This is a genomic window from Mesorhizobium sp. M0136 (genome assembly GCF_040322515.1).
In the GTDB taxonomy this organism is placed as follows: Bacteria; Pseudomonadota; Alphaproteobacteria; order Rhizobiales; family Rhizobiaceae; genus Mesorhizobium.
Genome location: NZ_JAMYTP010000002.1, coordinates 60,162 through 86,266 on the forward strand (window position 1 = coordinate 60,162; position 26,105 = coordinate 86,266).

Annotated in this window: 23 protein-coding genes; 10 read left to right on the forward strand and 13 right to left on the reverse strand. The window is 64.5% G+C overall.

Annotated features, from left to right (window positions below):
- The first annotated feature begins 7 nt into the window (after positions 1 to 7).
- Positions 8 to 211 (forward strand): DUF4169 family protein, encoded by a 204-nt coding sequence (locus NKJ35_RS02165; protein ID WP_352644647.1) that lies wholly within the window; start codon positions 8 to 10, stop codon positions 209 to 211.
- Between the two features lie 19 nt (positions 212 to 230).
- Positions 231 to 452, forward strand: a complete 222-nt coding sequence (locus NKJ35_RS02170) for a ribbon-helix-helix domain-containing protein (protein ID WP_352644649.1) — start codon at positions 231 to 233, stop codon at positions 450 to 452.
- 3 nt (positions 453 to 455) lie between these two features.
- Here NKJ35_RS02170 and NKJ35_RS02175 read toward each other — a convergent pair whose 3' ends face one another.
- Positions 456 to 2,249, reverse strand: coding sequence for a chloride channel protein (locus NKJ35_RS02175; protein ID WP_352644651.1), 1,794 nt, complete (start codon positions 2,247 to 2,249; stop codon positions 456 to 458).
- Positions 2,250 to 2,400: 151 nt separating this feature from the next.
- Here NKJ35_RS02175 and NKJ35_RS02180 point away from each other — a divergent pair, with 151 nt between their 5' ends.
- Positions 2,401 to 2,838 carry a MarR family winged helix-turn-helix transcriptional regulator gene (locus NKJ35_RS02180; RefSeq protein WP_352644652.1) on the forward strand — a complete coding sequence of 146 codons (438 nt, stop codon included), beginning with the start codon at positions 2,401 to 2,403 and terminating at the stop codon, positions 2,836 to 2,838.
- A gap of 11 nt (positions 2,839 to 2,849) precedes the next feature.
- On the opposite strand, the gene NKJ35_RS02185 is transcribed toward NKJ35_RS02180, so the two are convergent.
- Together NKJ35_RS02185 and NKJ35_RS02190 are read right to left on the reverse strand one after the other, a co-directional pair.
- Positions 2,850 to 6,878, reverse strand: coding sequence for an AsmA family protein (locus NKJ35_RS02185; protein ID WP_352644654.1), 4,029 nt, complete (start codon positions 6,876 to 6,878; stop codon positions 2,850 to 2,852).
- 96 nt (positions 6,879 to 6,974) lie between these two features.
- Positions 6,975 to 8,390 (reverse strand): FAD-binding oxidoreductase, encoded by a 1,416-nt coding sequence (locus tag NKJ35_RS02190; RefSeq protein ID WP_352644656.1) that lies wholly within the window; start codon positions 8,388 to 8,390, stop codon positions 6,975 to 6,977.
- Positions 8,391 to 8,509: 119 nt separating this feature from the next.
- Here NKJ35_RS02190 and NKJ35_RS02195 point away from each other — a divergent pair, with 119 nt between their 5' ends.
- Both NKJ35_RS02195 and NKJ35_RS02200 read left to right on the forward strand, forming a co-directional pair.
- A complete protein-coding gene (locus NKJ35_RS02195; protein WP_352644658.1) occupies positions 8,510 to 8,995 on the forward strand; it encodes a thioesterase family protein in 486 nt (161 codons plus the stop codon).
- Positions 8,996 to 9,159: 164 nt separating this feature from the next.
- A complete protein-coding gene (locus NKJ35_RS02200; protein WP_352466944.1) occupies positions 9,160 to 9,357 on the forward strand; it encodes a hypothetical protein in 198 nt (65 codons plus the stop codon).
- 260 nt (positions 9,358 to 9,617) lie between these two features.
- On the opposite strand, the gene NKJ35_RS02205 is transcribed toward NKJ35_RS02200, so the two are convergent.
- A complete protein-coding gene (locus NKJ35_RS02205; RefSeq protein WP_352645033.1) occupies positions 9,618 to 10,097 on the reverse strand; it encodes an Lrp/AsnC family transcriptional regulator in 480 nt (159 codons plus the stop codon).
- 90 nt (positions 10,098 to 10,187) lie between these two features.
- Here NKJ35_RS02205 and NKJ35_RS02210 point away from each other — a divergent pair, with 90 nt between their 5' ends.
- Positions 10,188 to 11,096: an EamA family transporter gene (locus NKJ35_RS02210; protein ID WP_352644660.1), complete on the forward strand. Its 909-nt coding sequence runs from the start codon at positions 10,188 to 10,190 to the stop codon at positions 11,094 to 11,096.
- Here NKJ35_RS02210 and NKJ35_RS02215 read toward each other — a convergent pair whose 3' ends face one another.
- Complete coding sequence (locus tag NKJ35_RS02215; protein WP_352644662.1) at positions 11,097 to 11,996, reverse strand: dienelactone hydrolase family protein; 900 nt, start codon at positions 11,994 to 11,996, stop codon at positions 11,097 to 11,099. It abuts the gene before it with no gap.
- A 272-nt stretch (positions 11,997 to 12,268) separates the two neighbouring features.
- Between NKJ35_RS02215 and NKJ35_RS02220 the strand changes: the two genes are divergently transcribed.
- Positions 12,269 to 12,418 (forward strand): hypothetical protein, encoded by a 150-nt coding sequence (locus NKJ35_RS02220; protein ID WP_352644664.1) that lies wholly within the window; start codon positions 12,269 to 12,271, stop codon positions 12,416 to 12,418.
- Between the two features lie 9 nt (positions 12,419 to 12,427).
- Positions 12,428 to 12,859, forward strand: coding sequence for a hypothetical protein (locus NKJ35_RS02225; RefSeq protein ID WP_352644666.1), 432 nt, complete (start codon positions 12,428 to 12,430; stop codon positions 12,857 to 12,859).
- Positions 12,860 to 12,869: 10 nt separating this feature from the next.
- Here NKJ35_RS02225 and NKJ35_RS02230 read toward each other — a convergent pair whose 3' ends face one another.
- Complete coding sequence (locus tag NKJ35_RS02230) at positions 12,870 to 15,182, reverse strand: glucose/quinate/shikimate family membrane-bound PQQ-dependent dehydrogenase (protein WP_352644668.1); 2,313 nt, start codon at positions 15,180 to 15,182, stop codon at positions 12,870 to 12,872.
- A gap of 253 nt (positions 15,183 to 15,435) precedes the next feature.
- Between NKJ35_RS02230 and NKJ35_RS02235 the strand changes: the two genes are divergently transcribed.
- Entirely contained in the window at positions 15,436 to 18,201 is a 2,766-nt protein-coding gene (locus tag NKJ35_RS02235) for an ATP-dependent helicase (RefSeq protein ID WP_352644670.1), read from the forward strand.
- A 9-nt stretch (positions 18,202 to 18,210) separates the two neighbouring features.
- Here NKJ35_RS02235 and NKJ35_RS02240 read toward each other — a convergent pair whose 3' ends face one another.
- The 5 genes from NKJ35_RS02240 to NKJ35_RS02260 form a co-directional block, all read right to left on the reverse strand.
- Entirely contained in the window at positions 18,211 to 19,260 is a 1,050-nt protein-coding gene (locus NKJ35_RS02240) for an ABC transporter permease (RefSeq protein ID WP_352644672.1), read from the reverse strand.
- Positions 19,257 to 20,054 (reverse strand): ATP-binding cassette domain-containing protein, encoded by a 798-nt coding sequence (locus tag NKJ35_RS02245; RefSeq protein ID WP_352644674.1) that lies wholly within the window; start codon positions 20,052 to 20,054, stop codon positions 19,257 to 19,259. The genes NKJ35_RS02240 and NKJ35_RS02245 overlap by 4 nt, the downstream gene beginning before the upstream one ends.
- Positions 20,055 to 20,140: 86 nt before the next feature.
- Positions 20,141 to 21,154, reverse strand: coding sequence for a substrate-binding domain-containing protein (locus tag NKJ35_RS02250; RefSeq protein ID WP_352475347.1), 1,014 nt, complete (start codon positions 21,152 to 21,154; stop codon positions 20,141 to 20,143).
- A 105-nt stretch (positions 21,155 to 21,259) separates the two neighbouring features.
- The gene (locus NKJ35_RS02255) at positions 21,260 to 22,168 is read right to left on the reverse strand and encodes a sugar phosphate isomerase/epimerase family protein (protein WP_352644675.1); all 909 of its coding nucleotides are present in this window, start codon (positions 22,166 to 22,168) and stop codon (positions 21,260 to 21,262) included.
- Positions 22,165 to 23,199 carry a Gfo/Idh/MocA family protein gene (locus NKJ35_RS02260; protein WP_352644677.1) on the reverse strand — a complete coding sequence of 345 codons (1,035 nt, stop codon included), beginning with the start codon at positions 23,197 to 23,199 and terminating at the stop codon, positions 22,165 to 22,167. The genes NKJ35_RS02255 and NKJ35_RS02260 overlap by 4 nt, the downstream gene beginning before the upstream one ends.
- Before the next feature lie 195 nt (positions 23,200 to 23,394).
- Here NKJ35_RS02260 and NKJ35_RS02265 point away from each other — a divergent pair, with 195 nt between their 5' ends.
- Positions 23,395 to 24,420, forward strand: coding sequence for a LacI family DNA-binding transcriptional regulator (locus tag NKJ35_RS02265; RefSeq protein WP_352475350.1), 1,026 nt, complete (start codon positions 23,395 to 23,397; stop codon positions 24,418 to 24,420).
- Positions 24,421 to 24,451: 31 nt separating this feature from the next.
- On the opposite strand, the gene NKJ35_RS02270 is transcribed toward NKJ35_RS02265, so the two are convergent.
- Both NKJ35_RS02270 and NKJ35_RS02275 read right to left on the reverse strand, forming a co-directional pair.
- On the reverse strand, positions 24,452 to 24,793 hold the full coding sequence (locus tag NKJ35_RS02270) for a PfkB family carbohydrate kinase (RefSeq protein ID WP_352645035.1): 342 nt from the start codon (positions 24,791 to 24,793) through the stop codon (positions 24,452 to 24,454).
- Positions 24,781 to 25,989 carry an MFS transporter gene (locus tag NKJ35_RS02275; RefSeq protein ID WP_352644679.1) on the reverse strand — a complete coding sequence of 403 codons (1,209 nt, stop codon included), beginning with the start codon at positions 25,987 to 25,989 and terminating at the stop codon, positions 24,781 to 24,783. Before NKJ35_RS02275 ends, NKJ35_RS02270 begins: the two co-directional genes overlap by 13 nt.
- Between the last annotated feature and the right edge of the window lie 116 nt (positions 25,990 to 26,105).

Here is a 26,105-nt window from a genome sequence, read left to right on the forward strand (position 1 = left end):
GCGTGACATGGCCGAGATCGTCAATCTCCGTCAGGCACGCAAGCAGAAGGCGCGAACCGAGAAGGAGCGCCTGGCCGAGCAGAACCGGGCGCTGCATAGCCGTTCCAAAACCAGCCGGGATCGCGACCGCCTGATCGCCGACAAGGCCGATAAATTCGTCGCCGGCCATCGGCGCGAAAAATCGGGCGGTTCGGACAAATCCGATGCTTGAATGTGAATAGGATCGTCGCGTGAGCCCGGTCGAAAAGCGCTCGGTCACGATTCGCGGCCACCGCACCAGCTATTCGCTCGAAAAGCCTTTTTACGACGACCTGATCGCTATTGCGGCCGTGCGAAAACTGACGCTCGCCGCGCTTGTCGCCGAAATCGACGAGAGCCGCCCGCGCGATGCGAACCTCTCCTCGGCGCTCAGGCTCTATGTGCTGGATTGGGCCAAGCACGGCAAGTTTTAGCCTTCAGGCAAGGCTATCCTGTTTCCTGCGCCGGATACGGAAGCCCAGCAAAGCCGAGCGGTCGCGTTCTTCGGCCTGTTTCTTCGATCTGACGCGCATCAGGTCCTTCCAGCCGACATAGCCCACCAGCCGGGCATTTTCTCGTGTGACGACCGGCAAATGGGACACGTTCGCCATCAGCAGCTTGTCGGAGAGACCCTCGAGATACTCATCCGGATAGGCCAGCGTGACCTTGCTGCCGGCCAGCAGTTCGCCAAGCGTCGTCGTGCGGTGCTTGCCGGTGCGTCTCCAGCGCAGGATCGCCGGCGGGTCGATGACGCCAAGCACGTGGCGCTCTTCATCGACGACCGGAAAGCTCGGATGTCGTGTCTCCGGCGCCGTCAGGAACGCTGCCGCGCCGTGCAGCGTCATTGTCGCCGGCACACTCTCGACGTCGCTGGTCATCACCTCGCGCACCCTGGTCAGGGCGAACGGATCGACACGGTATTCGCGAACCATGTGATGCCCTCGCCGTGCGATTTTTTCGGTGAGGATCGAACGCTTCATCAACAGCACGGTCACCGCGTGCGCAGTGGCAGTTGCCGCGATCAGCGGCACCAGGACATGGGTGTTGCCGGTCAGTTCGACCGCAAAGAAGGTGGCGGTCAGCGGCGCACGCATGGTGCCGCCCATCGTCGCCGCCATCGCCAGCAGCGCCCAGAAGCCCGGATCGGCGGCCGGCAGGAAGCCGGCGAGGACCGCGCCCATCGCCCCGCCCATGATCAGCAGCGGCGCCAGCACACCTCCCGACGTTCCCGAGCCGAGTGCGACCGACCAGATGATCGCCTTCACCACCAACAGGGTGAGCGCAGCGGTCGCTATGGTGCGGCCATCCAGCATGTCGGCGATATTGTCATAGCCGACGCCGAGCGCCTGCGGCTCGATCAGCCCGCCAATGCCGACCACCAGGCCGCCGAGCATCGGCCACCACATCCAGTGGATGGGCAGCTTCTGGAAACCGTCCTCGCAGGCATAGACCATCTGGGTCAGCAACCCCGATAGCAGCCCGGCTGCCATGCCGACCAGCACCCAGCCGGCAAGGGCTGGAAATGACACCTCCATGCCGCCCTGAAACGGGAAGATCGGCCCCGGCAGGTGCAGCATGGTGCGCTCGACCTCGGCAATAACCGCGGCGACCGCTACGGGAATGAAGCTGCGCGGCGTCCATTCGAAGAGCAGCAATTCAACCGCAAGCATGATGGCAGCGATCGGTGTTCCGAACACGGTGGTCATGCCGGCCGCCGCACCCGCCACCAGCAGCGTCTTGCGTTCATTGTCGCTGACCGGCAGCATCTGCGCGATCAGCGAGCCGATGGCGCCGCCGGTCATGATGATTGGCCCTTCCGCGCCGAATGGCCCACCGGTGCCGATCGAGACTGCCGACGACAACGGCTTCAGGATTGCCACCTTGGCGTCGAGCCGCGAGCGTCCGAGCAGGATCGCCTCGATGGCTTCGGGAATGCCATGGCCGCGAATCTTGTCGCTTCCGAAGCGAGCCATCACACCGATGATCAATGCCCCGATGACCGGAACAAATACCGAGGCATAGCCAAACGGCGTATCCTGCAGTTTCAGGTCGGCGAGCGTGAACTGGCCAAAATAGGCGATGTTCGTGGCAAGCCGGATCAGCTTCAAAAGGGCAATGCCGGCAAACAGCCCCACCGTCGCCACCACCACCGCTATGCCGGCAATGAGCAGCACCCGGGCATCGGTGGTAAAATCGCGCAGATGGCCGGGGTTGGCGTGATCGGACTTCATTTGCAAACCTTGCTTTCTGGCGGCGTGCCGACTTGCGGATGGGTCGCCGGCCGTGCCACCGATGATGGCGGGCACGAGCCATGGTGCGCTCTGTATCGTAACACGATATAAATGTTCAAGGCCCGTTTGCGGCTTTGTCGGAAAGGAATCGATGGCAGACACTTCGAAGCCACAAAAGCGCGGCGCAACGATCGGGCCGGCCGATTACCAGAGGCTGTCCGAATTTCGTTACCTGATCCGCCGCTTTCTCGAATTCAGCCAGATCCAGGCGCAGGAAGCCGGCCTGACACCACGCCAGCATCAGGCCCTGCTTGCAATCAAAGGGTTTCCCGGCGGAGGGCCGGTGACCATTGGCGACCTCGCGGAGCGCCTGCGCATCCGCCATCACAGCGCAGTGGAATTGGTCAACCGTCTTTGCGAAGCCGGGCTCGTCGCGAGGGACCACGACAAGGAGGACCACCGCCGCGTGCTGCTGCGGCTGACCGAGCGGGCCGACGACAGTCTCGCCGATCTGTCAGCCGCTCATCTCGACGAAATCGGGCGGATCGAGCCGATGCTGAAGCGCTTGCTTGCTGGACGCGACACATAAGGGATGCGCCGTCACCCGCCATTCAGCGATTTTAGCAGATCGTCGATCGACGAGGGATCGAACTTGAGCTTTGGCGGGGGCTGCACTGGCGATGGCACGTTATTTGTGGCCGGTGGCGCCCGTTCCGCTCGCTCCGCCGCGGCCTTGCGTTCGGCGTCGAGCCTTGCCTTCTCTTCCGAGGCGATCCGCAACGCCTCTTCCGCCCTCTGGCGTTGCTGTTCTTCGGCCTGCGCTGCTTCCTCGGCAGCCTGTTGCGCCGCCTTGGCTTTGGCTTCGGCATCCGCTTTGGCCTTTGCAGCCGCCTCGGCTTTCGCCCTCGCCTCGGCTTCGGCCTTCGCCGCTGCATCCGCCTTCGCCTTGGCTTCGGCCTGCGCCTCAGCTTCGGCCTTTGCCCTGGCGTCCGCTTCAGCCTTCGCCTTGGCTTCAGCCTGCGCCCTCGCCTCCGCTTCGGCTTGGGCCTGAGCCTCGGCTTCGGCCTTTGCCCTGGCGTCGGCCTCAGCCTTCAGCCGCGCCGCTTCCTCCTCCTGCTTGCGCCGCTCCGCCGCCGCTCTTTCACGCTCGGTTTGCAGGGCAGCGTAGTAACGCACCTCACGCCGCAGCCTTTGTTTCTCGAGCAGTGCGGCTTGCATAGCTTCGACTCGCTGCTGCTCCTTTTCCAGCGCACGCTGGGTCAGGAACTGGGCCAGCGGCTCGCTGTCGAACTGCCGTTTGGTGGCGCCGAACGGACCGTCGACGCTGAAATTCAAAATCGGTTCGGAGCCGACCAGCGCCTCATCGCCGGGTCGATAGGCGATCTCGCCCTTGGCATCGACGGTGCTGGTGTTCAGATCGGCGGTGATGTCGGCGGACAGCGTCGCGCCCGGGCTTTCCAATTTGACCGGCGGCGCCCTCAGCGTGCCGCCGGCGATGGTGAAGCCAATATCGGTGTCCTGCGCCGGAAAACTGCCCGCCGCGGCGATCTGCGGCACAAAACCGGCAGTCTTCGACGCGTCGATATCGCGCCCGATCGGGTCGGCCTTGGCAATAAATGCGCCAAAGGCATCGGGATTAAAGCCGGCAATAGTCATGCCCTTCAGCGTCGCCGTGCCGGAACCGGACAGCGCCGCGACCATCGCATCGACCGATTTGCCGCTGGTCGAAAGCGCCGTCGAGAAATCGCCGCTTCCGCTGATGCCGGCCTCCGGCAGCACGGCTGTCAAATCGGAGCCGGCGAGTTTCATCTGACCGGAGAAAAGCCCGGTGCCGTCATTGTTCTTGAGCTCGAACAGGCCACTCAACTCGCCCCCGAGGAATTTTGCCTTGAGGTCGGAAACACGGATTCCCTCCTGGTCGAGCTGCAGCGAAAGCGCAGCGTCATAGGCGGTGGCAAGCGGGCCGGCGGCAAGCGACGCCGCCGTCAGATCGAGATCGGCGGTAAATGGCAGACTGGATTTCTGGCTGAACGGTGCCGTCGGCCAGGTCCTGCCATTGACAAGGAAAGCCTGGTCGCCGAACAGCATCACCGCCATCGGATCGAGGTCCAGCTCGTCCAGCGACAGCGCGCCGGCAAGATGCGGCAGTCCCTCTTTGATGTCGATATTTACGTCACCGGAAACCGCCGCTTCGTTGACGGCGCCGCTGAGCCCGCTCAGCACCAGGAGACCATTGCCGTAGTCGGCATCGGCAGCGAGCGACGTCGACATGCCGGTCTCCATGCCGGGCAGGCCGACGCCGGTCGTCATCAGCCATGGCGAGATGTCGGCCGTTTCAAGGCTGACCTTGCCCTTGGCCGCCGCGCCCTGAGGCGTGTCGGCAATTGTCCCGTCGAAACCAGCTTTGAAGTCATTGCCGGCCAGGCTGAATCGTGTCGCCAGGCCGCCGCCAAGCGTGCCTTTGGCCGAGACGTCGGTGGTCGCCTCGCCGAGCATGCCGAGCGGCAGCGCCGGCAGACCGTAAAGCGCCAGAAGCGCGGTGGCGTCGGCGTTCCTTGCGTTGAAGGTCAGCGTCACCGGCGCTTCGAGAGGCCGGTCGAGCGCCCCTTTGCCGGACAACGACGCCGAAAAGGCCGAGCCACCGGCCTTGCCCTGTGCGCTCATTGCCAGTCCGGTCGTGCCATCGCCATTATCTGCGGCACTCGTGACCGCGTCGATACGCGCATCCTGGAACAGCTCGGGATAGGCAGCAGCGCGCTCCGCCAGGCCCTTCAGCACCGCATTGTCTGGATAATGCTGGACGGCGACGTCGATCAGCGGCTTGAGGTCGACGGCGACCACCGAGGCGTCGAGCTTGCCGGTCGGGCTCGCCGGGAAATCCTTGATCCGGCCGGTGGCGCTGATCGAGGCGCCGGCAAGTCCGCCGACCGACAGGCGGTCGATTTCAAGCAGCCCCTCACGCAATCTAAGTGAAGTATCGACGCTATCGGCGGTCAAGCCGCCGGCGCTGACCGGCCCGGCCTTGATCTGGAAATCGAGGTCGCGATCGGAAAAGCGGTTGGCGCCCTTGTCACTGACGAAGATCGAGGCGAAGGCAGCGAGCCCATCGACGTCGAGTTCGCCACCTTCGAGTTGCATCAGCACCGATGGACGGGTTTCGTCGGGCTGGTTGGAATCGATGCGGCCGGAGAACTTCGCCTTGCCGAGGATGAGTTCGAGATCGCTGAAGGCCTGGTGTTTTTCGCTCAAATCCACCTTGGCCTTGAAGCCGGCGGCCGGCAAACGGCGGATCGCCTCGTCGACGTCCTTCGACAGCCAGGCGGCAAAGCCGGAGGGCTGCGCCACCGCCAGAAGCAGCGATCCGGTGAACCCGAAATGGTCCTCGACGCTGACCATGCCATTGGCTTCCAGCTTGGCGCGGCCGGGCAGCGTGGCGGCCAGCGATTTTACCGCCCAGCCGCCTTCGGCCGGCTCGGCGGACAGATGCACGTCGCGAACCGTGGTGTCGCCTGCGACCACCGCCGGCAGTTTCACCTCGACCGTGCCCGGTATGGTCGGCTTCGGCAGATCGAGCAGCGCCTGCTCGAGCGCCGCCACCCGTTCGGACAGCGTCAATCCGGCCCCGGCCGCCGCCCCGACGGCCTCGTCGAACTGCACCTGCGCGCCATTGGCCTCGATAGAGAAATGCGGCTTCAGCCCAAGGTCGACCGCAGCCTTGCCGTCAGCGGTGTAGGGATTGTCGAGCGGCCCGGTCTCGAAGCGGAATTCGTCGACGCCGAGCTTCTGGTGGTCGAGCGAAAACTTGCCGTTCAGCCTGAAGCCCGGGTCCGGTTTTCCGGCGCTGACCTTCAGCGCCTCACCGCCGGTGCCGCGCGGCCGCGCCGCGGTCCGGTCTGCGCCCGATATCTTGAACTGGCCCGAATAGACGGCGGCGCCCTCCACGAGGCCCACATTGCCGTCGGTCTCGATGACCAGCGGATAGGCATCCGGATCGGCCTTGAGCCTGAGCCGCATTTGCCCGTCCGGTTCGGCCTTGCCGGTGGAAGCGGCGATCGTGGTCCGCAACCCGTCCAGCAACAGTGAGCCGTCCAGCCGCCAGGGGCCGGCCAGCGACTTGGCCGAGATCGTCGAGTTGATCTCGGAAATAAGATGGCTGCGCCCGCCGGCGGCGTGGCTGAGCGCGATCTGTCCTTCCGTCACCGTCAGCTTCTCGATGGAGATCTGGCCGGGATCGAAAGGCGAGGATGGCCGTATAGTCCAGTCGACCGTGCCGTCGGCGGCGATGTCGATCGTCGCCTTCGGCCGCACCAGCCGCATGTCGAAGATCAGCACTTCACCGCGCAGGAATGGCGCGAGTTCTGCATCCATCGAAAAGGTTTCGACGGTCATCGCCGGCTGGCCGTTGGGGCCACCGGCAACGGCGACGTTGGAAAAGGTCACCGAGGGAAACGGCAACAGCCTTGCCGTCGCATCGCCTTGCACGGTCACCTTGCGGCCGAGGACGGCACTCGCCTCGCGCTCGAAATCGGCACGGTAACCCGTCCAGTCGACAAAGTACGGCACCACCAGCGCCGCACACAGCACCAGCACAAGAAGCCCACCGAAGATCACGAACAGGCGTGCGAGCATCAGCTCCTGGATAGTTTTGGTTGAAAGTCAGTGGCACTCTACCCGCATCAGCGTGTCGATAAAGAGGCAAATGGGGGCACGGCAGCGGTCTGAGGATCAGTCCTTTCCAGGCAATATCTTGCCCGGGTTCATGATGTTCAGCGGGTCGAGCGCCTGCTTGATCGTGCGCATGATGTCGACGCCATGGCCGAGCTCGTGCCGCAGGAAGCCGATCTTGCCTTGCCCTATGCCATGCTCGCCGGTGCAGGTGCCGTCCATGGCGATGGCGCGCATGTTGAGCCGCGCCACGAATTTTTCCGCCAGCGCGATCTCCTTCGGATCGTCCACGTCCATCAGCACCAGCACATGGAAATTGCCATCGCCGGCATGGCCGACGATCGGCGCGATCAGGCCCATCTCGGCGATATCCGCCTCGGTCTCGGTGACACATTCGGCAAAGCGCGAGATCGGCACGCAGACATCGGTCGACAGGCCCTTGGCACCCGGCCGCAGCGTCAGCGACGACCAGTAGGCATCGTGCCTGGCCTTCCACAATTTCGTCCGCTCTTCGGCGACGCTGGTCCATAGGAACGGACCGCCGCCATTTTCCTCGGCGACCATGCCGAAGGTTTCGGCCTGCTCGGCGACGCCGGCATCGCTGCCGTGGAACTCGACGAACAGGCACGGGCTCTCGGGATAATCAAGCTTCGAATAGGTCTTCATCGCCCGCATCTGCAGCGCGTTGACCAATTCGATGCGCGCCACCGGAATGCCCATCTGGATGGTCGCGATCACCGCATTGCACGCCGCCTCGACACTGGGGAACGGGCAGACGCCGCCCGAAATCGCCTGCGGAATGCCCTGCAGCTTCAACGTCAGCTGGGTGATGATGCCGAGCGTGCCTTCCGAGCCGATCAGCAGCCGTGTCAGATCGTAGCCGGCCGAGCTTTTCTTGGCGCGCTTGCCGGTCGTCACTGCCTCGCCGTCGGCCATCACCGCAGTCAGCGACAGCACGTTTTCGCGCATCGTGCCGTAGCGCACGGCGTTGGTGCCCGAGGCCCGCGTCGCCGCCATGCCGCCGAGCGAGGCGTTGGCGCCCGGATCGATCGGAAAGAACAGGCCGGTGTCGCGCAGGTGCCGGTTCAGATCCTCGCGCGTCACACCGGGCTCGACGGTGCAATCGAGGTCCTGCGGATTGACCGCTATGACCCGGTTCATCCGTGACGTATCGAGGGAGATGCCCCCGCCCGGCGCGTTGGTGTGGCCTTCCAGCGAAGACCCGATGCCGAAGGCGATCACCGGCACGCGATGTGCCGCACACGCGCGCACGATCTCCTGCACCTCCTCCGTCGTCTCGGCAAAGGCGACGCCGTCCGGCGCCTGCGTCGGAATATAGGTCGTGGTGTGCGCGTGCTGGGCGCGGATCGCCTGGCCGGTCTGGAATCGCTCGCCGAGCCGCTGTTTGAGGATGCCGAGCACAGCGGCGATGCCTTCTTCGTTGCGCTCGACCGGATTGAGGTCGCTTAGAGCCATCGATTCCTCCGCGAATGGACCAGCGTCCACCCTTGTTCTGCATCTAGGGATGCGTAGTCTCACCAACCACGCTCTGTCCAGTCCACGCTCATCCCGGCATGACGAGAAGGAAGTTTCCGATGCCCATCCCCGCCCCTTTCGTCTCTCGCGCCATGGACATCGAGGAGGCCTGGATCGACTACAACGGCCATCTCAACATGGCCTATTACAACGTGCTGTTCGACCGGTGCTCCGACGAAGCCTTCGAGATGATGGGGATGGGGCCGGACTATGTAAGGGAACGGCGGCTGACCATCTACACCGCGGAAGTCCATGTCTGCTACGTCCAGGAATTGCATCTCGACCACAAGGTCACAGTCTCGTTCCAGTTGCTGGACCATGACGAGAAGCGGCTGAGGGCCTACCAGGAAATCCGCCATCTCGACGGCTGGCTCGCCGCCACCTCCGAAACGCTGTCGCTGCATGTCGACATGGCTGGCCCGAGGGTCGCGCCCTTCCCCGCTGACGTCCTGGCCAGGGTGGAAGCGATGCGCGCCGCCCATGCCGCCCTGCCGATGCCGGAGCGCGCCGGCCGCTCGATCGGTATTCGTCGTAAGCCGGCTTGAACCAAGAGAGCGCTTGAACCACTGGCCAACCGCCGTTAACCTTACCGAGGTTTTAACGTGAACAAGCCGAATTGAGACGTTGAACGACTCAGCGCGGCGTTGGAAAACTATCCGCATCGAATTGCGATACGGGCGGCGGAGCAGCAGCGGTTCGGGGAACGTGCATGAAAACCGACATCAAGGTCGAGGCGGACAGGCTGGCGGCTGATCCACGCATCACCGACTATGATTTCTGGCGCTCGCTGAAGAACCTCAACAACGAGATCTTCCACATCGCCAACAACAACGAGCCGATTCCCTTCGCCATGATCCGCTGGCGCGCCATCCTGAAGCAGGCGCGGATCAAACGCGGCCACGCCTGAACGGTGCGGGAAGAAACAGACCGGCCGTCCGGTTTGCATGTCTGGGACGTTTGCGCTGCCCCTCATCCGGCTGCCGCCACCTTCTCCGCGTATAGTGACGGGGAAAAGGGGCTGGCCGCAGCCTCGGCGCTCTTTCAGCAACGCTGGCAATTTGGCGAAACCATGGGTGACAGCGTCCGAGAAGTGCCCGGCAGGGCGATGAAGGGGCGGCGCGACGTTTCGAGTTAAGCGGACGACGTGCTGACGAACGACCTCAAGCATCAAGGCTGGCGCTTCATCGCCCCCAGCGGCGAGCGCGGCACCACCGGCGACGACTGGATGATCGCCGTGTTGGTCATCGCATGGGGAATGATCCGGTCGATCACCCGCTCAAGTTCCGCGACCGAGCCGACATGCGCCAGCGCGATGAAGCAGTCCTCACCGGTGACCCGGTCGCACTGGGCGATTTCCGGCAGGTCGCGGATGATTTCGGCCACGACGGCGAGTTGCCCCGGCACCGGCCTGATGCGCAGCCATGCCGACAGCTTCATGCCGAGCGCGGCCGGATTGATGCGCACCGTATAGGCCTCGATCACACCGCTTTCCTGCAGCCGTTTGATGCGCTCGGCCACGCTCGGCGCCGACAGGCCGACCGATCGCGCCAGTTCGGCGGTGCTGGTGCGCGCGTCCTTTTCCAGCAGGCGCAGGATTTTCAGATCCGCCGGGTCCAGATCGGTATTCTCATTTCGAAGGCGTTTCAGCGGACAACTCCTTGCTTTCGGAAAGCGAATAGCCGCAATGACCGGCCATCATCCATATCAATGGCAAAAATCGCCTGCGATACTGATCCCATGCAAGATCGGACGCAAGCCCCCGCAGCAAGTCCGGCACTCGCCGGCCCCGCCTTTACCTTGGCAAACGCGGTCCCGCCGCATCTCTGGTTCGGCGTCAGCGCCGTGTTCCACTATCTCGGACCGGCCTTCGCGGTGCTGCTGTTCCCGCATGTCGGCGTGCTCGGCATGGCTTGGCTGCGCATCGCCACCGCGGCACTCGTCTTTGCCCCATTGACCCGGCCATGGGCGGTCTTCGCCCGCGCCGATCGCTCGACGCGGTTGTTGCTTGTGGCCTTCGGCGTCTGCCTTGGGGTGATGAATTGCTCGTTTTACCTGGCGCTCGACCGGCTGCCGATCTCGCTGGTGGCGGCGATCGAATTCGTCGGCACTATCGGCGTCGCGCTTGTCGGCCTCAGAAGCCCGCGCAATCTCGCCGCCCTCGCAATCGCTGTCGCCGGCACCCTGTTGCTGATCGACGTCAAATGGTCGAGCGATCCCGTCGGCCTGTTCTGGGCCTTCCTCAACGGCACGCTGTTCGTTGGCTACATCGTGCTCGGCCACCGCGTCGCGCGCGGCGGCGCCGGCGATGGCATCGCCGGGCTGGGTGCCGCCATGGCGGTCGCCCTTCTCGTCGTTCTGCCGATCGGTTTCGCCGATGCCCTGCCGGCTTTCTCGGCGCCGCCGCTGCTGCTTGCGGCGGTCGGCGTCGGTATCTGCTCGTCGGTCATTCCCTATATTTGCGACCAGCTTGCCATGTCGCGGCTGCCGCGCTCCAGCTTCGCGCTGATGCTGTCTTTGCTGCCGGTCACCGCGACGTTGATCGGCGTCATCGTGCTGCGGCAGGTGCCGAGCCTCACCGACTGCATTGGCATCGCGCTGGTGGTGGCCGGCGTCGCCCTTCACAAACCAGCGCCGGCGCCCACCTGATCAGGCCAGCTTCTCCTTGAGGAAAGCGATCGTCCGGCCCCAGGCGAGGTCAGCCGCCTTCTTGTCGTAGCGGGCCGCCGACGTATCGTTGTTGAAGGCATGGTTGGCGCCTTCATAGACATAGACCGAGTATTCGACATGAGCCGCGTCGAGTGCCTTCTTGAAGACATCGATGCCGGCATTGGTGCGGGTGTCGAGGCCGGCATAATGCAGCATGAGCGCGGCCTTGATCTTCGGCACGTCCTCGGCCTTTGGCTGCATGCCGTAATAGGCGACGGCGGCGGCGAGGTCCGGCGCGTTGACGGCCAGCATGTTCACCGTGCCGCCGCCCCAGCAGAAGCCGACGGCGCCGACCTTGCCGTTGCCGTCCTTGTAGCCTTTGAGGTAGGCGACCGTTGCCACGGCATTGGGGGCGACCTGTGCTGGATCGAGCTGGGAAAACAGGTCACGTGCCCTGTTTTCGTCGTCCGGCGTGCCGCCGAGCGGTGTCATGAAGTCCGGCGCAAGCGCCACGAACCCTTCCAGCGCAACGCGCCGCGCCACGTCGCGAATATGCGGGTTGAGACCCCTGTTCTCATGCACGACGATGACGGTACCAAGCTTGCCGGTCTGGTCTCCCGGCCTGACCAGATAGCCCTTCATCTCGCCGCCGCTGCCGGGATAGCTGATGTCCTCGCCTTTCACACGCGGATCGTCTTCCGCCACGATTGCCGCCTGGGCCGGGTTCGCCGCCAGCAGCGGCGCGATCGCGGCAGCTGCCGCACCCGATCCGGCAAGCCTGGTCAATTGCTCCATGAAGCGCCGCCGGTCGAGCGTCAGATGCGTGTATTCGTCATAGGCATCGATCATCGCCTGGGTAATGACAGGCTTGGCGGCAGTGGGTCCGGCAGGTGTTGTCATGGCGCGCTCCTCGTGGGCCCCCGCGGCAACATAGAGCCGAAGCTTGCCTGGTCCAGTCACGGCTGAGTGAGGCTGCCAAAAGTCCCTGCACGACGACCGTGATGCCCGGCGCCGCACTGTCGTTAAATTTTGGTCCTTTGTGGCAATGCTAAATGCACGCACCACGATGTAAAAAGAAGTTACCGGGCTATGCCTCATTCGGGCCATCTGGCGAACTAGAATGGCCATTTGGCGGGAAAAGAATGCGTGATTGACGACGAAGGAATACGCCCATGACCTTTCCCTCCCCGCTTCTGGCAAGTGGGTTCGCCCTCGCCGCCATGGCTTTGCTGGCGCTGCGGTTCACTGCCTTCCCCGCCTTCAAACGATCGTTGATCAAGATCCGCGTCACCCGGCACCCGCCCGCAAACACCAAGGCCTGAGGAAAGATCATGGACGTTCAGGACATCATCAACACCGTCTCCCAGAAATCCGGTCTCAACCAGGCTTTGACGGAAAAGATCGCCGGCACGATTTTCTCGGTGCTTGAACACGAGGCGGAAGGCACGACTCTGTCCAGCTTCTTTGCCAAAATCCCGGGAGCCGACGCCCTGGCCAAGCAACATGATGTCATGGCTCCCGGCGCGGCTTCCGGTGGTGGCCTCCTGTCCTCGCTGGAGGGCGCGCTCGGCGGCGCTCTCGGCGAAAAGACCGGCGCGCTGATCAACGGCGTCGCCATACTCAAGGCATCAGGCCTTACGCTGACACAAATCAGTCAGGCCGGCACGATGCTGGTCCAGCAGGCCGAGGCAGCAGCCGGCCCGCAGCTGACCAATGAGGTCCTTGCATCGGTACCCGACCTGAAAGGGCATCTCGGGCTCTGAAGGAACTTCTCTATTTCGGCAGCGTATAGGCCATCACATAATCGCCCGGCTTGGTGCCGACCGAGCCGTGGCCGCCGGCAACGATGACGACGAACTGGCGTCCGTCGGCTACCGTGTAGGTCATGGGTGTCGACTGCCCGCCGGCAGGCAGTCGCGCCTGCCAGAGCTGTTTGCCGGTCGTCAGGTCATAGGCGCGCACATAGTCGTCGACCGCCGCACCAAGGAAGGCGACGCCGCCGGCAGTGATCATCGGCCCGCCAATGCCGGGCACGCCGACCTTGAACGGCAGCGGCAGCGGCGTCATGTCGTAGACGGTGCCGTTGCGATGCTTGTAGACGATCTTGCCGGTCCGAAGGTCGGCACCCGCCACATAGCCCCAGGGCGGCGCCTGGCAGGGAATGCCGAGCGGCGACAGGAACGGCTTCAATATCACTGCGTAAGGCGCACCCTCATTGCGGTTCAGGCCTTGTTCGCTGCCCTTGGTGTCACCGGGCGGCGGCACGTCGGCGCGCGGCACCAGTTTGGAGATGAACGCCAGGTATGTCGGCATGCCGAACATCACCTGCCGGACCGGATCGACTGCCACACCGCCCCAGTTGAAGGTGCCGAAATTTCCGGGGTAGATCAGCGAGCCCTGCAGCGATGGCGGGGTATAGCGGCCCTCATAGCGCAACTTCCGAAGCTCGATCCGGCAGGCCAGCTGGTCGAACATGGTAATGCCCCACATGTCGGCGCCGGTCAGCGGTTTCGGACTGAAGCTCAGGTCCGAGAACGGCTGCGTCGGCGAGGTATGGTCGCCCTCGATCGCGCCGCCGGGTGCTGGCACTTCCTTGACCGGAACGATCGGCTCGCCGCTGCGCCGGTCGAGCACATAGAGGTCGCCCTGCTTGGTCGGCCCGACCAGCGCCGGCACCACGCCATTTTCCGTGGTGATGTCGACCAGCGTCGGCTGCGCCGGCACGTCCATGTCCCAGAGGTCGTGATGCACGGTCTGCCGTACCCAGCGCAACTGTCCGCTGTTGAGATCGAGCGCGGTGATCGACGAGGAGAATTTCTCGTCATTGGCGCTGCGCCCGGCGCCGAGCTGGTCCGGCGTCTTGTTGCCGAGCGGCACATAAAGCAGGCCGAGCTTTTCGTCGGCGCTTGCCGTCGACCACATGTTGGGCGAGTTGTTGGTGTAGGTCTGGCCCGGCGGCAGCGGCGTCGTCTGGTCCGGATTGCCGGAATCCCAGTTCCACAACAGCGCGCCTGTGTCGGCATCGTAGGCACGGATGACACCGGACGGCTCCTGCGTCGAATAATTGTCGTTGACCGCGCCACCGACGATGATCTTGTTGGCGACGATCAGCGGCGCCGAGGTCGAATAATAATAGCCCGGCTTCGGATATGGCATGTTGGCGAGCAGGTTCAGCGTGCCACCCTCGGCAAATGTGGGGCAGACCTGGCCATTCACCGCATCGAGGGCGATCAGCCGAGCGTCGGACGTCGGCAGGTAGATGCGTGTGGCGCAGGGCTGGCCGGCGGCGATCTTGGCGTCGGCATAATAGGACACGCCGCGGCAGGTCTGGTGCTGGCGGTCCTTGTTGAGCTTGATCTGTGGATCGAAGCGCCATTTCTCCTTGCCGCTTGCGGCATCGATGGCGATGGCGAAATTATGCGGCGTGCAGATGTAGAGCGTGTCGGCAATCTTCAGCGGCGTCACCTGATAGGTCGTCTCGCCGATGTCGTCGGGCCCTTTCACGTCGCCGGTTTGATAGGTCCAGGCCGGCTGCAGATTGGCGACGTTTTCCGGGGTGATCTGGTCGAGCGGCGAATAGCGCTGGCCATAGGGCGTACGGCCGTAATAGTGCCATTCGCCGGGCGGCACGTTGCCGCCGAGATCGGCCGTCGGCGTCACCTTGTCGGTGTTGAGTTCACCCGCAATATCCTTTGGATCGACCGTCATCGAATAGCCGGCGACGGCAAGCGATGCCAGCACGGCGAGGATAAGCGGTGCGCGTCCGTCGGGACCGGTAAGCCCGCGCCGCGCCCATGGCGTCAACAGCCATAGCGCGACAAGCACGATGATGCCGCCGCGCGGACCGAGTTCCCACCAGTCGAAGCCGATCTCCCAGACCGCCCAGGCGAGCGTGCCGAGCACGATCGCCGCGTAGAGCCACAGCGCCGTGGATCTGCGCCTGTAGAGCAGCCAGGCCGCGACAAGGAAAGCTAGACCGGCGATGACGTAATACCAGCTGCCGCCCAGCGTCACGAGCCAGATGCCGCCGCCGCCAAGCGCCAGGCCGATGAGGAAAAGGATCAGGGAGGTGATGACCACAGCCAAGACGGTGCTCCTTCGACTGGTGCGCTCCGCGACGCGTCCATGGGCAACCCGGCATTGCGCTCCTGCCCCGAGCACAACTTTCTCCGGCCCGCCTCCCCTGTCAAGCAAGCTCGGCGTTTTACGGCGCCGGCCCATCGCAAGCCCGGCGTTTTGGTTAGCAGACCCATTCAGATTGTGAGTCTACCGACCGGACAGAGAACAAAACGGAGACGCTTCTGGCCTTTCGCTGCCGAATCACTACATTCGGGGAGAGATGTCCGGCTTTTCGGAAGACATGCCCTTTTTTGACGAACCGAACGCGCGGCCTGTGGCCCCGTCGGGCATTGCCGCGCGCGCCATGGCTGCCCGCAGCAACCAGAACAACGCGCCCGATTATCTCAACGGCCTCAACCCCGAGCAGCGGCTGGCGGTGGAAACCACCGAAGGCCCGGTGCTGGTGCTGGCCGGCGCCGGGACCGGCAAGACGCGGGTGCTCACCACCCGCATCGCCCACATCCTTGCCACCGGCAAAGCCTTCCCTTCGCAGATCCTCGCCGTCACCTTCACCAACAAGGCGGCGCGCGAGATGAAGCAGCGCATCGGCCTGTTAATCGGCGAGGGCAATGTCGAGGGCATGCCGTGGCTCGGCACCTTCCATTCGATCGGAGTCAAACTGCTGCGCCGACACGCCGAGCTGGCCGGGCTCAAATCCGACTTCACCATTCTCGACACCGACGACGTGGTGCGCCTGATCAAGCAGCTCATCCAGGCCGAAGCGCTGGACGACAAGCGCTGGCCGGCCAAGCAGTTCGCTCAGATGATCGACGGCTGGAAGAACAAGGGCCTCGGTCCCGCCGACATCCCCGAGGGCGATGCCCGTGCCTTCGCCAACGGCAAGGGCCGCGAGCTCTACAAGGCCTATCAGGAACGGCTGCAAACGCTGAACGCTTGCGACTTCGGCGATCTCCTATGCCACCCGATCCGCATCTTCCGCGCCAATCCGGACGTGCTGAAGGAATACCACAAGCGCTTCCGCTACATCCTCGTTGACGAATATCAGGACACCAACACCGCGCAATACATGTGGCTGCGGCTGCTGGCGCAGCGGCCGGCCGGGCCGCAACCACCACGAAGTGGCTCGCCGGGTGGTCGCGTTCCAAGTCTTTCCGGAGTTCCGGATAGAACGGAGGCGGGTAGCTATAGACCGGCAGCTTCGAAGGATGAATCGGGAATTCCGGCCGAAGGCCGCAAGGACGACCGTCCGTCCGAGCCTTCGCGAGGCCCACGCGGAGGGCCCGCGCCGGCAGGCGCGGAACAGCCCGTGAGCGATAGCAAAGTTAATATCTGCTGCGTAGGCGACGACGACCAGTCGATCTATGGCTGGCGCGGCGCCGAGGTCGACAACATCCTGCGCTTCGACAAGGATTTTCCTGGCGCCACCATCATCAGGCTGGAGCGCAACTACCGCTCGACCGCGCACATCCTCGGCACCGCCTCCCACCTCATCGCCCACAATGAGGGCCGTTTCGGCAAGACGCTGTTCACCGAAAAGATCGCCGAGGACGACGAGAAGGTGCATGTCCACGCCGCCTGGGATTCCGAGGAGGAGGCCCGCGCCGTCGGCGAGACGATCGAGGCCTACCAGCGCCAGAGGCACAACTTGAACGACATGGCGATTCTCGTCCGCGCCTCCTTCCAGATGCGCGAATTCGAGGACCGCTTCGTCACGCTCGGCCTCAATTACCGCGTCATCGGCGGCCCGCGCTTTTATGAGCGGCTCGAGATCCGCGATGCGCTGGCCTTCTTCCGCGTCGTCGCGCAAGGCGCCGACGACCTCGCTTTCGAGCGCATCGTCAACGTGCCGAAGCGCGGCTTGGGCGAGGCCACCATCCGCCAGATCCATGATACCGCACGCGCGCTGCGCATCCCGATGCTGGAGGCAGCGGCAAAACTCGCCGAGAGCGACGAGCTGAAGCCGAAGCCTCGCGCGGCACTGCGCGAAGTATCGGCCAATTTCGAACGCTGGCAGAAGGCGCTGGAAACCACGCCGCACACCGAGCTCGCCGAGACCATTCTGGAGGAGAGCGGCTACACCGACATGTGGAAGAACGACCGCTCGGTTGAAGCGCCCGGTCGGCTCGAGAATTTAAAAGAACTGATCCGCTCCATGGAGGAGTATGAATCGCTGCGCTCCTTCCTCGAACATGTCGCCTTGGTGATGGACGCCGAGCAGAACGCCGAGCTCGATGCCGTCAACATCATGACGCTGCATTCGGCCAAGGGCCTCGAATTTGAAACCGTGTTCCTGCCCGGCTGGGAGGAAGGCCTGTTCCCGCATCAGCGTTCCCTCGACGAGGGTGGCCGCTCCGGGCTGGAGGAGGAACGCCGGCTCGCCTATGTCGGCCTGACCCGCGCCAAGAAGAATCTGCACATCTGGTTCGTCTCCAACCGCCGCATCCACGGCCTCTGGCAGTCGACCATCCCGTCGCGCTTCCTCGAAGAACTGCCGGAAGCCCATATCGAAGCTTCCGAGAGCGGCAACTCCTATGGCGGCTACGGCAATGCCTATGGTGGCGGCTCGTTCGCCTCCGGTCGTGGCGGCCAAGGGGCGGGCAGGCAGAACCCCTATGGAGCATCGCGCTTCGACAACATCGGCGGCAATAACGGCGCCGAGAAATCCGGCGCTTTCTCCAGCACCTATGCGACGCCGGGCTGGCAGCGTGCTCAGGCCAACCGCACCGAAGCCACCGACCGCAATTGGGGCACGCGCTCCGGCCACCAGGTCGAGCGCATCGGCTATGGCGAAACCGACTCCGGCTACGGCGCCGGCCGCACCTCGGTCAAGGGCCGGACAATCGACGGCGAACTGGTCGCCAAATCCGTCGCCGACACGCCGTCCCCCTTCAACGTCGGCGACCGCGTCTTCCACCAGAAATTCGGCAACGGCAACATCTCGGCCATCGAAGGCAACAAGCTGACCATCGACTTCGACAAAGCCGGCCAGAAACGCGTGCTGGACGGGTTTGTCACGGGAGTGTGAGGCCGCCGGTCACCGATACCGCGCCTGGTTCCACTTATGGCCGAGCAGCGACAGGATGATGATCAGCCCGTTGAAGAACTGGACGTAGAAGCCGCTCAGTCCCGCCGCGACGACGCCGGTCTGGATGAACGAGACCGTGACCGCGCCGATCGCGCCGCCGACCACCGTGCCGATGCCGCCCCAGGTCGGCGTGCCGCCGACGAACACCGATGCCAGCACCGGCAGCAGGTAGCCGTCGCCGGCCGTCGGCCACCAGGTGAAGTTGATCATTACCGAAAACGTGCCGGCGATCGCAGCGCCGATGCCGACGAAGACGAACACTTTTACCCGCACACGCTTGACGTCGATGCCCATCTGCTGGGCGCTGTCGGGATTGTCGCCGACCACCTTGACCTGCGCGCCGAAGCGATGGCGGTTGTAGAGCAGCGCCGACAGCACGACGAAGGCGATGGCCCAGAAGATCTGCACCGGAATGCCATAAAGCTGGCTGGAGAAGATCTTGTAGGCCCAGCTGTCGGCAAGGCCGGTCAGTGCCGTCGACCTGCCCTCGTTGATGATCTGGATCAGGCCGCGCAGCAGGAAATTCATGCCGAGCGTGGCGATCAGCGACGACAACCCGCCATAGACGACCAGGGAGCCGACCAGGAAGCCGAGCAGCATGCCGGTGACGATTGCGGCGGCGATGCCGAGGAACGGGTCGTAGCCGGCCTGCACGACCAGCGCGAACACCCATGAGGCAAAGCCCATCGTCGCCGGAAACGACAGGTCGATCTCGCCGCAGGTGACGACGAAGACCAGCGGCACAACTACGAACAAGGCCACCGGCAGCGTGGTCAGCACGGAACTGTAAAGATACCAGGTGGTGAAGACCGTCGGATTGGCGATCATGAATACCGCCATCATAACGATGAACACGGCCAACGTGCCGAGTGCGGCGCGGTTGTCGAGGATGAACCCGCGCAGCCAATTGTCGGACGGGTGTCGCCACTCTTTCCCCGCGGTTTCGCCATGCGTGCCGCCGAGGGGGCTCTGCAGATCGGGTTCCATGGTCTTGCTCATCGTGCCGCCCTCCCCGCATCGGCCACGTCGTGCAACCCCGGCAATCCGCTGGGGTGGGCGACGTCTTCCATGAAGTTGATCAGGTCTTCGGCCGACTTGACCTCGCTGCGGTCGGCGGTGAGCGCGACCTTGCCGCGGTCGAGCACCACGAACCGGTCGGCGATGTCGAAGACGTGGTGAATATTGTGGCCGATGAACAGGATCGAGCGTCCGCTCGCCCGCACCTGGCGCACGAAGTGGAAGACCTTGGCGGTCTCGGTCAGCGATAGCGCGGTCGTCGGTTCGTCGAGGACTATCAGCTCCGCCTTCTTATAGATGGCCCGCGCGATCGCCACGCCCTGGCGTTCGCCGCCCGAGAGCTGGCCGACGATCGACTGTGGCGTGAACACTTTCGAGGTGAAGCCGATCTCGCGCATCAGCCGGCTCGCCTCCGCGATCTCCTTGTCGACCTTCAGCCAACCAAGCCAGCCGGTGAGCTCGCGGCCCATGAAGATGTTGCGCACGATGGTCTGCTGCACGGCGAGCGCCCGGTCCTGGAACACGGTCTCGATGCCGGCGTCGCGCGAGCGCGCAGGGTTCCATCCGGTCACCGGCTTGCCGCGGACGAGAATCTCGCCGCTGGTCGGTTTGACCACGCCGGACAGGATCTTGATCAGCGTCGACTTGCCGGCGCCGTTATCGCCGATCAGGCCAACCACCTCGCCGCGGTCGACGCTGAGATTGACCCCGCCCAGCGCATAGACCTGGCCATAGGACTTGCTGATGTCACGCAGTTCGATGATGCGTTCGGCCATGGCGATCCTCACTTGATTGTCGCGTGCCGGCCTTTTCGCCGGCGGTCCCGCCGGCCGGGCTCGATCCCGGCCGACGGCTTGGGAGGTCAGCGCAGCGCCTGCTTGGCGAGCTCGGCGACGATCTCGTAATTCTGTGGCGTGACGAAGCCGGCGCCGGTGTCGACATTCATCGGCGCAAGGCCGAGCACCACCTGCTGGCAGAGGCTGAGGATCGGCAGGTAGCCTTGCAGGAACGGCTGCTGGTCGGCCGTCAGTTGCACCCAGCCGCCCTTGAAGCCCTCTACGATCTGCGGGCTGGTGTCGAAGCCGAAGTTGAAGATGTCGCCCGGCTTCCTGCCCGCCGCCTGCATGTAAGTCGGTACGTTGCCCAGCATCTGCCCGCCGGGATAGCCAACTGCCTTGACGTCGGGATTGTTGAGCAGTGCCGCGGTGATCACCGGAATGGCCAGGTTGGGATCGGAAGCCCACTCGCCGCTCGGCGGCGAGGAGAGCTGGATGACCTCGACCCCCGCCTCTTTGAGCGCGGCGACTGTGCCGCGTTCGCGCGCGCCGCGGCTCTCGTTCTCGAACGGGCCGATCATGATCGCCTTGTCGCCGGCCTTGAGCCCGGCCAGCTTGACCGCCTCGGCGCCGAGCGCGCGGCCCTGCTGCTCCTGCTGGGCGCCGACATAGCCGCCGCCGAACGCCGCCGTGACCGTCGGCACCGGCACGTTCTGGTACATCATCTTGATACCGTCCTTGTGTGCCTGTTCGGCCAGCGGCATGATCGCGGCGTCGCCGGGGTGGCCCATCATGGCGATGCCTTGGGGCTTGACCGCGACAGCCTCGCGCAATTGCTGCACCATCTTCTCGACATCCCACTGGGAAAAGATGTAGTCGACCTTCGGCCCAAGATCGGCTGCCGCCTGCTTGGCACCATTATAGACGATCGTGCCGAAGGCATCGCCCTCGGCGCCGCCGACGAAGAAGCGGATATGGACATCCTTGCACCACTGGGCATCGAGCGCCTGCGCCGGCAAGGTCGAGAGTGCGGCGGCGAGCGCCATCGCGGCCGCCGCGACGGTCGAGCGCAGAACTGTCCTTCTCATCGTAATGCTCATGCACTTATCCTCCCTTTGTTCCCTCGCTAGCCGAGGGGTTTTGACGATCGCTTCGGCAAGGGGCCGCAATCTTTCGCTGGCCGGCACCTCCCGCCGGCCGAGTTCTCACACCGGGTTCGGCAGGTAGCTCGCGCCTCCCCGGCATTGTTGGAGATAATCCAGCGCACGCGCCTGGCCGGTGATCTCGAGATCGCCGCGATAGACCGGGTCGTGCCAGCCCTCGATGTCGATGGCGCCTTTGTAGCCGGCCAGCCGCAGCTCGCTGATCACCCTTGTCCAGTCGCTGTCGCCGAAACCCGGCGTGCGCATCAGTACGAACGGCAGGCGGCCGAACACGCCATGTTCGCGGATCACGTCCCAGCGCACGGTCGCGTCCTTGCCGTGGACGTGGAAGATGCGCGGCGCCCATTTGCGGATCTGCGGGATCGGGTCGATCAGATAGACCAGCTGGTGGCAGGGCTCCCACTCCAGGCCGAGATTGTCGTTCGGCAACTCGTTGAACATCAACTCCCAGGCGTCCGGATTGTGGGCGATGTTCCAGTCGCCGCTGGCCCAGTTGCCGTCCATGGCGCAGTTCTCGAACGCGATGCGCACGCCCTTGTCGGCGGCACGCCTGGCCAACGGTCCCCAGACCTCGCGGAAACGCGGCAGGCTGTCGGGCAGCGGCTTGCCGCGAATGCGGCCGGTAAAGCCGCTGACCATATTGGTGCCGAACAGATGCGCGTTGTCGATGATCGTTTCCCACGCCTGGAGCACGCCGCGATCGATCTCGCCGCTCTCCAGCGGATTGCCGAACACGCCGATCGACGAGACGATGACATCGGCATCGCCGATCGCCTCGCGGATCTCGCCCGCCAGCCGCGGAATGTCCTTGCCGCCCAGCGTCTGCCAGAAGAACGGCTGGATGCTCTCGAAGCCGAGCGGCAGGATCTGCCTGACATAGGCGGCCGGGTCGTCGAGATTGGCCCGCACCATTGTGCCAATCCTGATGTCGAGCAGCGGGTTTGGCATCATGATCCTTCCTGTGCAGCGATGGCGACCCGGCGCCCGGTCTCGGCGCTCTCGATCGCAGCGAAAACCATGGCCAGGCTCTTGATGTTGTCGGCGCCGCGCGTCTCCGGCTCGGTGCCGGTCTCGACGGCGCGGACGAAATCCTGGATGATGCCGAGATGGCCGCCGACGCGATCAGCCGGGTCGAGCGGCGGCACGGCTATCGGTTCGGTGCGGTCGAACAGGCCTTCACGGACCGGCTGCACGATTTCCGCCTTCAGCCCGTCCTCGCCGTCCCAGACAATGCTGCCGCGCTCGGCGATGATCCGCCATGTACTGTCCCAGCTGGTGCGGAAGCCGGCCGCGCACCAGCTGCCGGCATAGGTGAATAGCTTGCCGCCGCCGAGGTCGAAGCTTGCGGTTGCCGACGACCCTTGCCGATACCAGGAATTGGCCGGCTCCCACTCCTGGCAATAGACACCGGCCGGCTCGCCGGCCACCATGTAGCGGGCGGCATCGAATGTGTGGATCGCCATGTCGAGCAGCAGCACATGGCGCATCTCCTCGCGAAAGCCGCCGAAATGCGGCGCGACGAAGAACTCCGCGTGGATGCTGGTTGGCGCACCAATGGCGCCGGAATCGAGAAAGCGCCGAATGCGCCTGACATTGGCGACATAGCGGCGGTTCTGGACGACGGCATGGATACGCCCGGCGCTGCGGGCGGCCTCGACGATGGCACGCGCATTGTCCGGGCTGTCGGCGAGTGGCTTTTCGGTCAGCAGGTGGCAATTATGGGCAAAGGCGGAAAGCGCGACCTCGCGGCGGGCGGCGGGAACCACTACGTCGAATACCGCGTCGGGCCTGGTTTGGTCGAGCACGGCGTCGAGGTCGGTTCCAATGATGGCGCTCGAAAGCTCGTATTCGCGCGCCCTCGCCCGCGCCCTTTCGACATCGATATCGACCAGGCCGACAATGGCGAGCCCGTCGATCTGCCTGACTGCATCGAGCCAAGCCTTGCTCATCGCGCCGCAGCCGACCAGGACGACATTTATCATCCAGTGCTCCTCCCTCTCGGCCCCTCCAGACCGATCGTCACGGCGTTCACGGCAGGGCCGTGAATGTTTTTCCGTAAACGTTTACGAGAACACACCCGATGGCGTAGAATGTCAATCGGCCGATAGCGAAAAACGTGATGCCGGCTTGGCCTGAAGAGCAGCCGGTGCTAGCCAAGCAAGGGGGAGAACTGTCCTTTGGCGTCCAGCATTCACGACCTTGCGCGTCACCTGAACATTTCGATCGGCACGGTGTCGCGCGCGCTCAACGGCCGCGCCGACGTCAACGCCGACACACGCCAGCGCGTGCTCGATGCGGCCAAGAAGCTGAATTATTCGCCGAACCAGTCCGGCCGCAGTTTGCGGCGCGGCGCCACCCATTCGATCGCCTTCATGCTGCAGCCGCATCCGGGCGATCAGGAATATGGCGAGCCGTTCTTTATTCCGTTCCTGACCGGATTGCAGGCCAAGCTCGCCGAAAGCGGACTCGACCTGATCGTTGTGATGGGCGCGCCGGGCGACTATCAGCAGGAGCGCCTGCGCCGTGTCGTCGAGACCCGGCGGGCCGATGCGGTGGTGCTGGCCTGGACGCGGCGCGAGGACGAGCGCATCGACTATCTGACCCAGGCCGGTTTCCCGTTCGCAACGCTCGGCCGCAGCCGCTCCGGCGGCGATGCCTACCCCTCGCTCGACCTCGACTTCGAAAAAGCCGGGGCTGACGCGGTCGATCGTCTTGTCGCGCGCGGTCACCGCCGCATCGCGGCCATCCGCCCGTCGCTCGATCTCAACTTCGGCTATCTGTTCCTCGCCGGCTATCGCAAGGCGTTGCGGCGGCACGGCATCGAATTCGACCCCGAGTTGATCGCCGACGGCTTCATCAACGAGGCCGGCGGCTACGCGGTGACGCCGAAAGTCATGCGCTCCAAGGACCCGCCGACCGCCATCATCTTCAACAATGACGCGATGGCGCTTGGCGGCTGCAAGGCTTTGGCCGAGGCGGGCATCAAGCCCGGCCATGACATCGCGGTGATCGTCATCGTCGACACCCCGCTCTGCCGCTATTTTTCGCCGGCGCTGACCGGCTTCCGCCCGGCGCTGGAGCCGATGGGCGAGCGGCTGGCCGAAATGCTGCTGGCATCGATCCCGGCTTACGCCGGCGCCGAAGGCGCACGCATCATCCGTGAAGTCTGGCCGCTGCAGCTGATCGCGCGCGACAGCGACTGATCGTGGCAGTCACTGGGCAGGCCGGCTTTGCTCAAATCCGCCCGCGCTCGCACTCCGGCGTTGCGACCAGCGAGGCAGCGGCGGCATTGGCGACGGCCAGTGCCGCCTCGACAGGGTCTCCGCGCGCAAGCCCCGCCGCAAAGGCGCCGACGAATTCGTCACGGGCACCGTGGGTGCTGACCACCTCCACCGGCATCGCCGGCAAGGCGAACGCCAGGCCATTGCAGTCGCAATAGGCGACCCCTCCCCACCTGCCTCGAAAGCCGGCCGGCTGCCGGCGAACCGCCGGATACCGGCCTCGGCGTGCCGCGCCAGCGCGCGCATCTTTCGCCCGAGACGCCGAACGGCTGAAAGGCCGGCTCAGCGCGCGTATTTCGCGCCGAACCCGAGCGCCACCAGGGAAAAGATAACCATCATGCCGGCAAAGGCCCCGCTTGCCACGGTCGCGCTTGTCATGGTCGACAGGACGCCGATGCCGATCACCGGCAGCGCGTTGCCGCAAAAACAGCAGATGAAGAAGGCCGAGACAACTTCGGCGCGCCGGTCCGCTGGCGCGATCTCGTTCACCACTTGCAAGCCGCCGCGATAACCGAGCGCTGCCGCCACGCCGCACAAGGCGGTCCCGGCAATCATTGTGGCCATCGATGCGAAGACCTGCGCCGCAACAATCAGCGCGACGGTTGGAATCATCAGCGCAAGCGCCGCGAACATCGCGGCTCGGCTCGAAAGACGTGCCGTCACTACAATGGTGGCGGCCGTCACGATCGCCAATTCAAAGAACAGAGCGCCCGCTTCAGCATGGTTGGTTACCTGCAACTGCTGCGCCAAAATGCTCGGTGCGAGTGCTGCATAAAAGCCGACCAGCGCCATTGCGCCAAAGCCGGTCACCGCCGGCGCAACGAAATTTGCGCGGATGGCATCGGGCACGGAAAGGCGCGGCCGCATCGAAACGTCAGCCAGTTTCCCCGGCCGCGAAACGGTTTCCTGCGTGCGCCAGACCAGCAGGGTTACAGTCGCGAGCATCGCCAGGTAGACGACGAATGTCAGCCTGAGCGGCCAAGGCGCGTATTCGGCGAGCAACCCGGCCCCCAGCGCACCAAGGCCGAGACCGAGGAAATTGGTGCTGGTGGCAATCGTCGCCGCCTGTGACTTGTCGTCGGTCGGGAGCAATTCGGCAAGCCAGGCGGTGCCGGTACCCGCGCCGACGCCGATTCCTAATCCGCTCAGAATTCGGGCGACGTCGAGCCAGGCGACATTTTCGGCGAACAGGAAAACCACCGCGCTAACGACGGCCACCGCCATTCCGGCCAACGCCATCGGACGGCGCCCGATGACATCTGATACACGCCCCAACATCAGCAGCGCCGCCAGATTGCCGATGACATAGACGGCGTAGACCAGCGTCAAAGTGATCTGCGAGAAGCCGAAGACCTGCTTGTAGATGATGTAAAGCGGCGTCAGCGCGGTGCTGCCGGCGAAAAGAGCCGCGATCATGGCGGCCACGGCGGCCGCTGCAGCGCGCCCGCCGAGTTCGTAATCGCGCGTCATGACTTGAGCGTGAGCAGTCATTTTTCGGACCTTTTTGCTGTTCGGGATCTGACACCCTAACGCCTTCTTTTCGTCAGCCGTTCCCCCTCCCCGACTTGCTCCTGACAATTTTGGCAGCTTTGCGATGGCGCTGAGCG

Excerpts from the sequence above, each read along its gene's own strand:
- NKJ35_RS02225 (WP_352644666.1), top strand. The coding sequence starts at position 12,428 with ATGGACGTTCAGGACATCATCAACACCGTCTCCCAGAAATCCGGTCTC.
- NKJ35_RS02260 (WP_352644677.1), bottom strand. The coding sequence starts at position 23,199 with ATGATAAATGTCGTCCTGGTCGGCTGCGGCGCGATGAGCAAGGCTTGG.
- NKJ35_RS02180 (WP_352644652.1), top strand. The coding sequence starts at position 2,401 with ATGGCAGACACTTCGAAGCCACAAAAGCGCGGCGCAACGATCGGGCCG.
- NKJ35_RS02210 (WP_352644660.1), top strand. The coding sequence starts at position 10,188 with ATGCAAGATCGGACGCAAGCCCCCGCAGCAAGTCCGGCACTCGCCGGC.
- NKJ35_RS02175 (WP_352644651.1), bottom strand. The coding sequence starts at position 2,249 with ATGAAGTCCGATCACGCCAACCCCGGCCATCTGCGCGATTTTACCACC.
- NKJ35_RS02215 (WP_352644662.1), bottom strand. The coding sequence starts at position 11,996 with ATGACAACACCTGCCGGACCCACTGCCGCCAAGCCTGTCATTACCCAG.
- NKJ35_RS02190 (WP_352644656.1), bottom strand. The coding sequence starts at position 8,390 with ATGGCTCTAAGCGACCTCAATCCGGTCGAGCGCAACGAAGAAGGCATC.
- NKJ35_RS02220 (WP_352644664.1), top strand. The coding sequence starts at position 12,269 with ATGACCTTTCCCTCCCCGCTTCTGGCAAGTGGGTTCGCCCTCGCCGCC.
- NKJ35_RS02185 (WP_352644654.1), bottom strand. The coding sequence starts at position 6,878 with ATGCTCGCACGCCTGTTCGTGATCTTCGGTGGGCTTCTTGTGCTGGTG.
- NKJ35_RS02255 (WP_352644675.1), bottom strand. The coding sequence starts at position 22,168 with ATGATGCCAAACCCGCTGCTCGACATCAGGATTGGCACAATGGTGCGG.
- NKJ35_RS02165 (WP_352644647.1), top strand. The coding sequence starts at position 8 with ATGGCCGAGATCGTCAATCTCCGTCAGGCACGCAAGCAGAAGGCGCGA.
- NKJ35_RS02275 (WP_352644679.1), bottom strand. The coding sequence starts at position 25,989 with ATGACTGCTCACGCTCAAGTCATGACGCGCGATTACGAACTCGGCGGG.
- NKJ35_RS02200 (WP_352466944.1), top strand. The coding sequence starts at position 9,160 with ATGAAAACCGACATCAAGGTCGAGGCGGACAGGCTGGCGGCTGATCCA.
- NKJ35_RS02235 (WP_352644670.1), top strand. The coding sequence starts at position 15,436 with ATGTCCGGCTTTTCGGAAGACATGCCCTTTTTTGACGAACCGAACGCG.
- NKJ35_RS02240 (WP_352644672.1), bottom strand. The coding sequence starts at position 19,260 with ATGAGCAAGACCATGGAACCCGATCTGCAGAGCCCCCTCGGCGGCACG.
- NKJ35_RS02245 (WP_352644674.1), bottom strand. The coding sequence starts at position 20,054 with ATGGCCGAACGCATCATCGAACTGCGTGACATCAGCAAGTCCTATGGC.
- NKJ35_RS02195 (WP_352644658.1), top strand. The coding sequence starts at position 8,510 with ATGCCCATCCCCGCCCCTTTCGTCTCTCGCGCCATGGACATCGAGGAG.
- NKJ35_RS02250 (WP_352475347.1), bottom strand. The coding sequence starts at position 21,154 with ATGAGCATTACGATGAGAAGGACAGTTCTGCGCTCGACCGTCGCGGCG.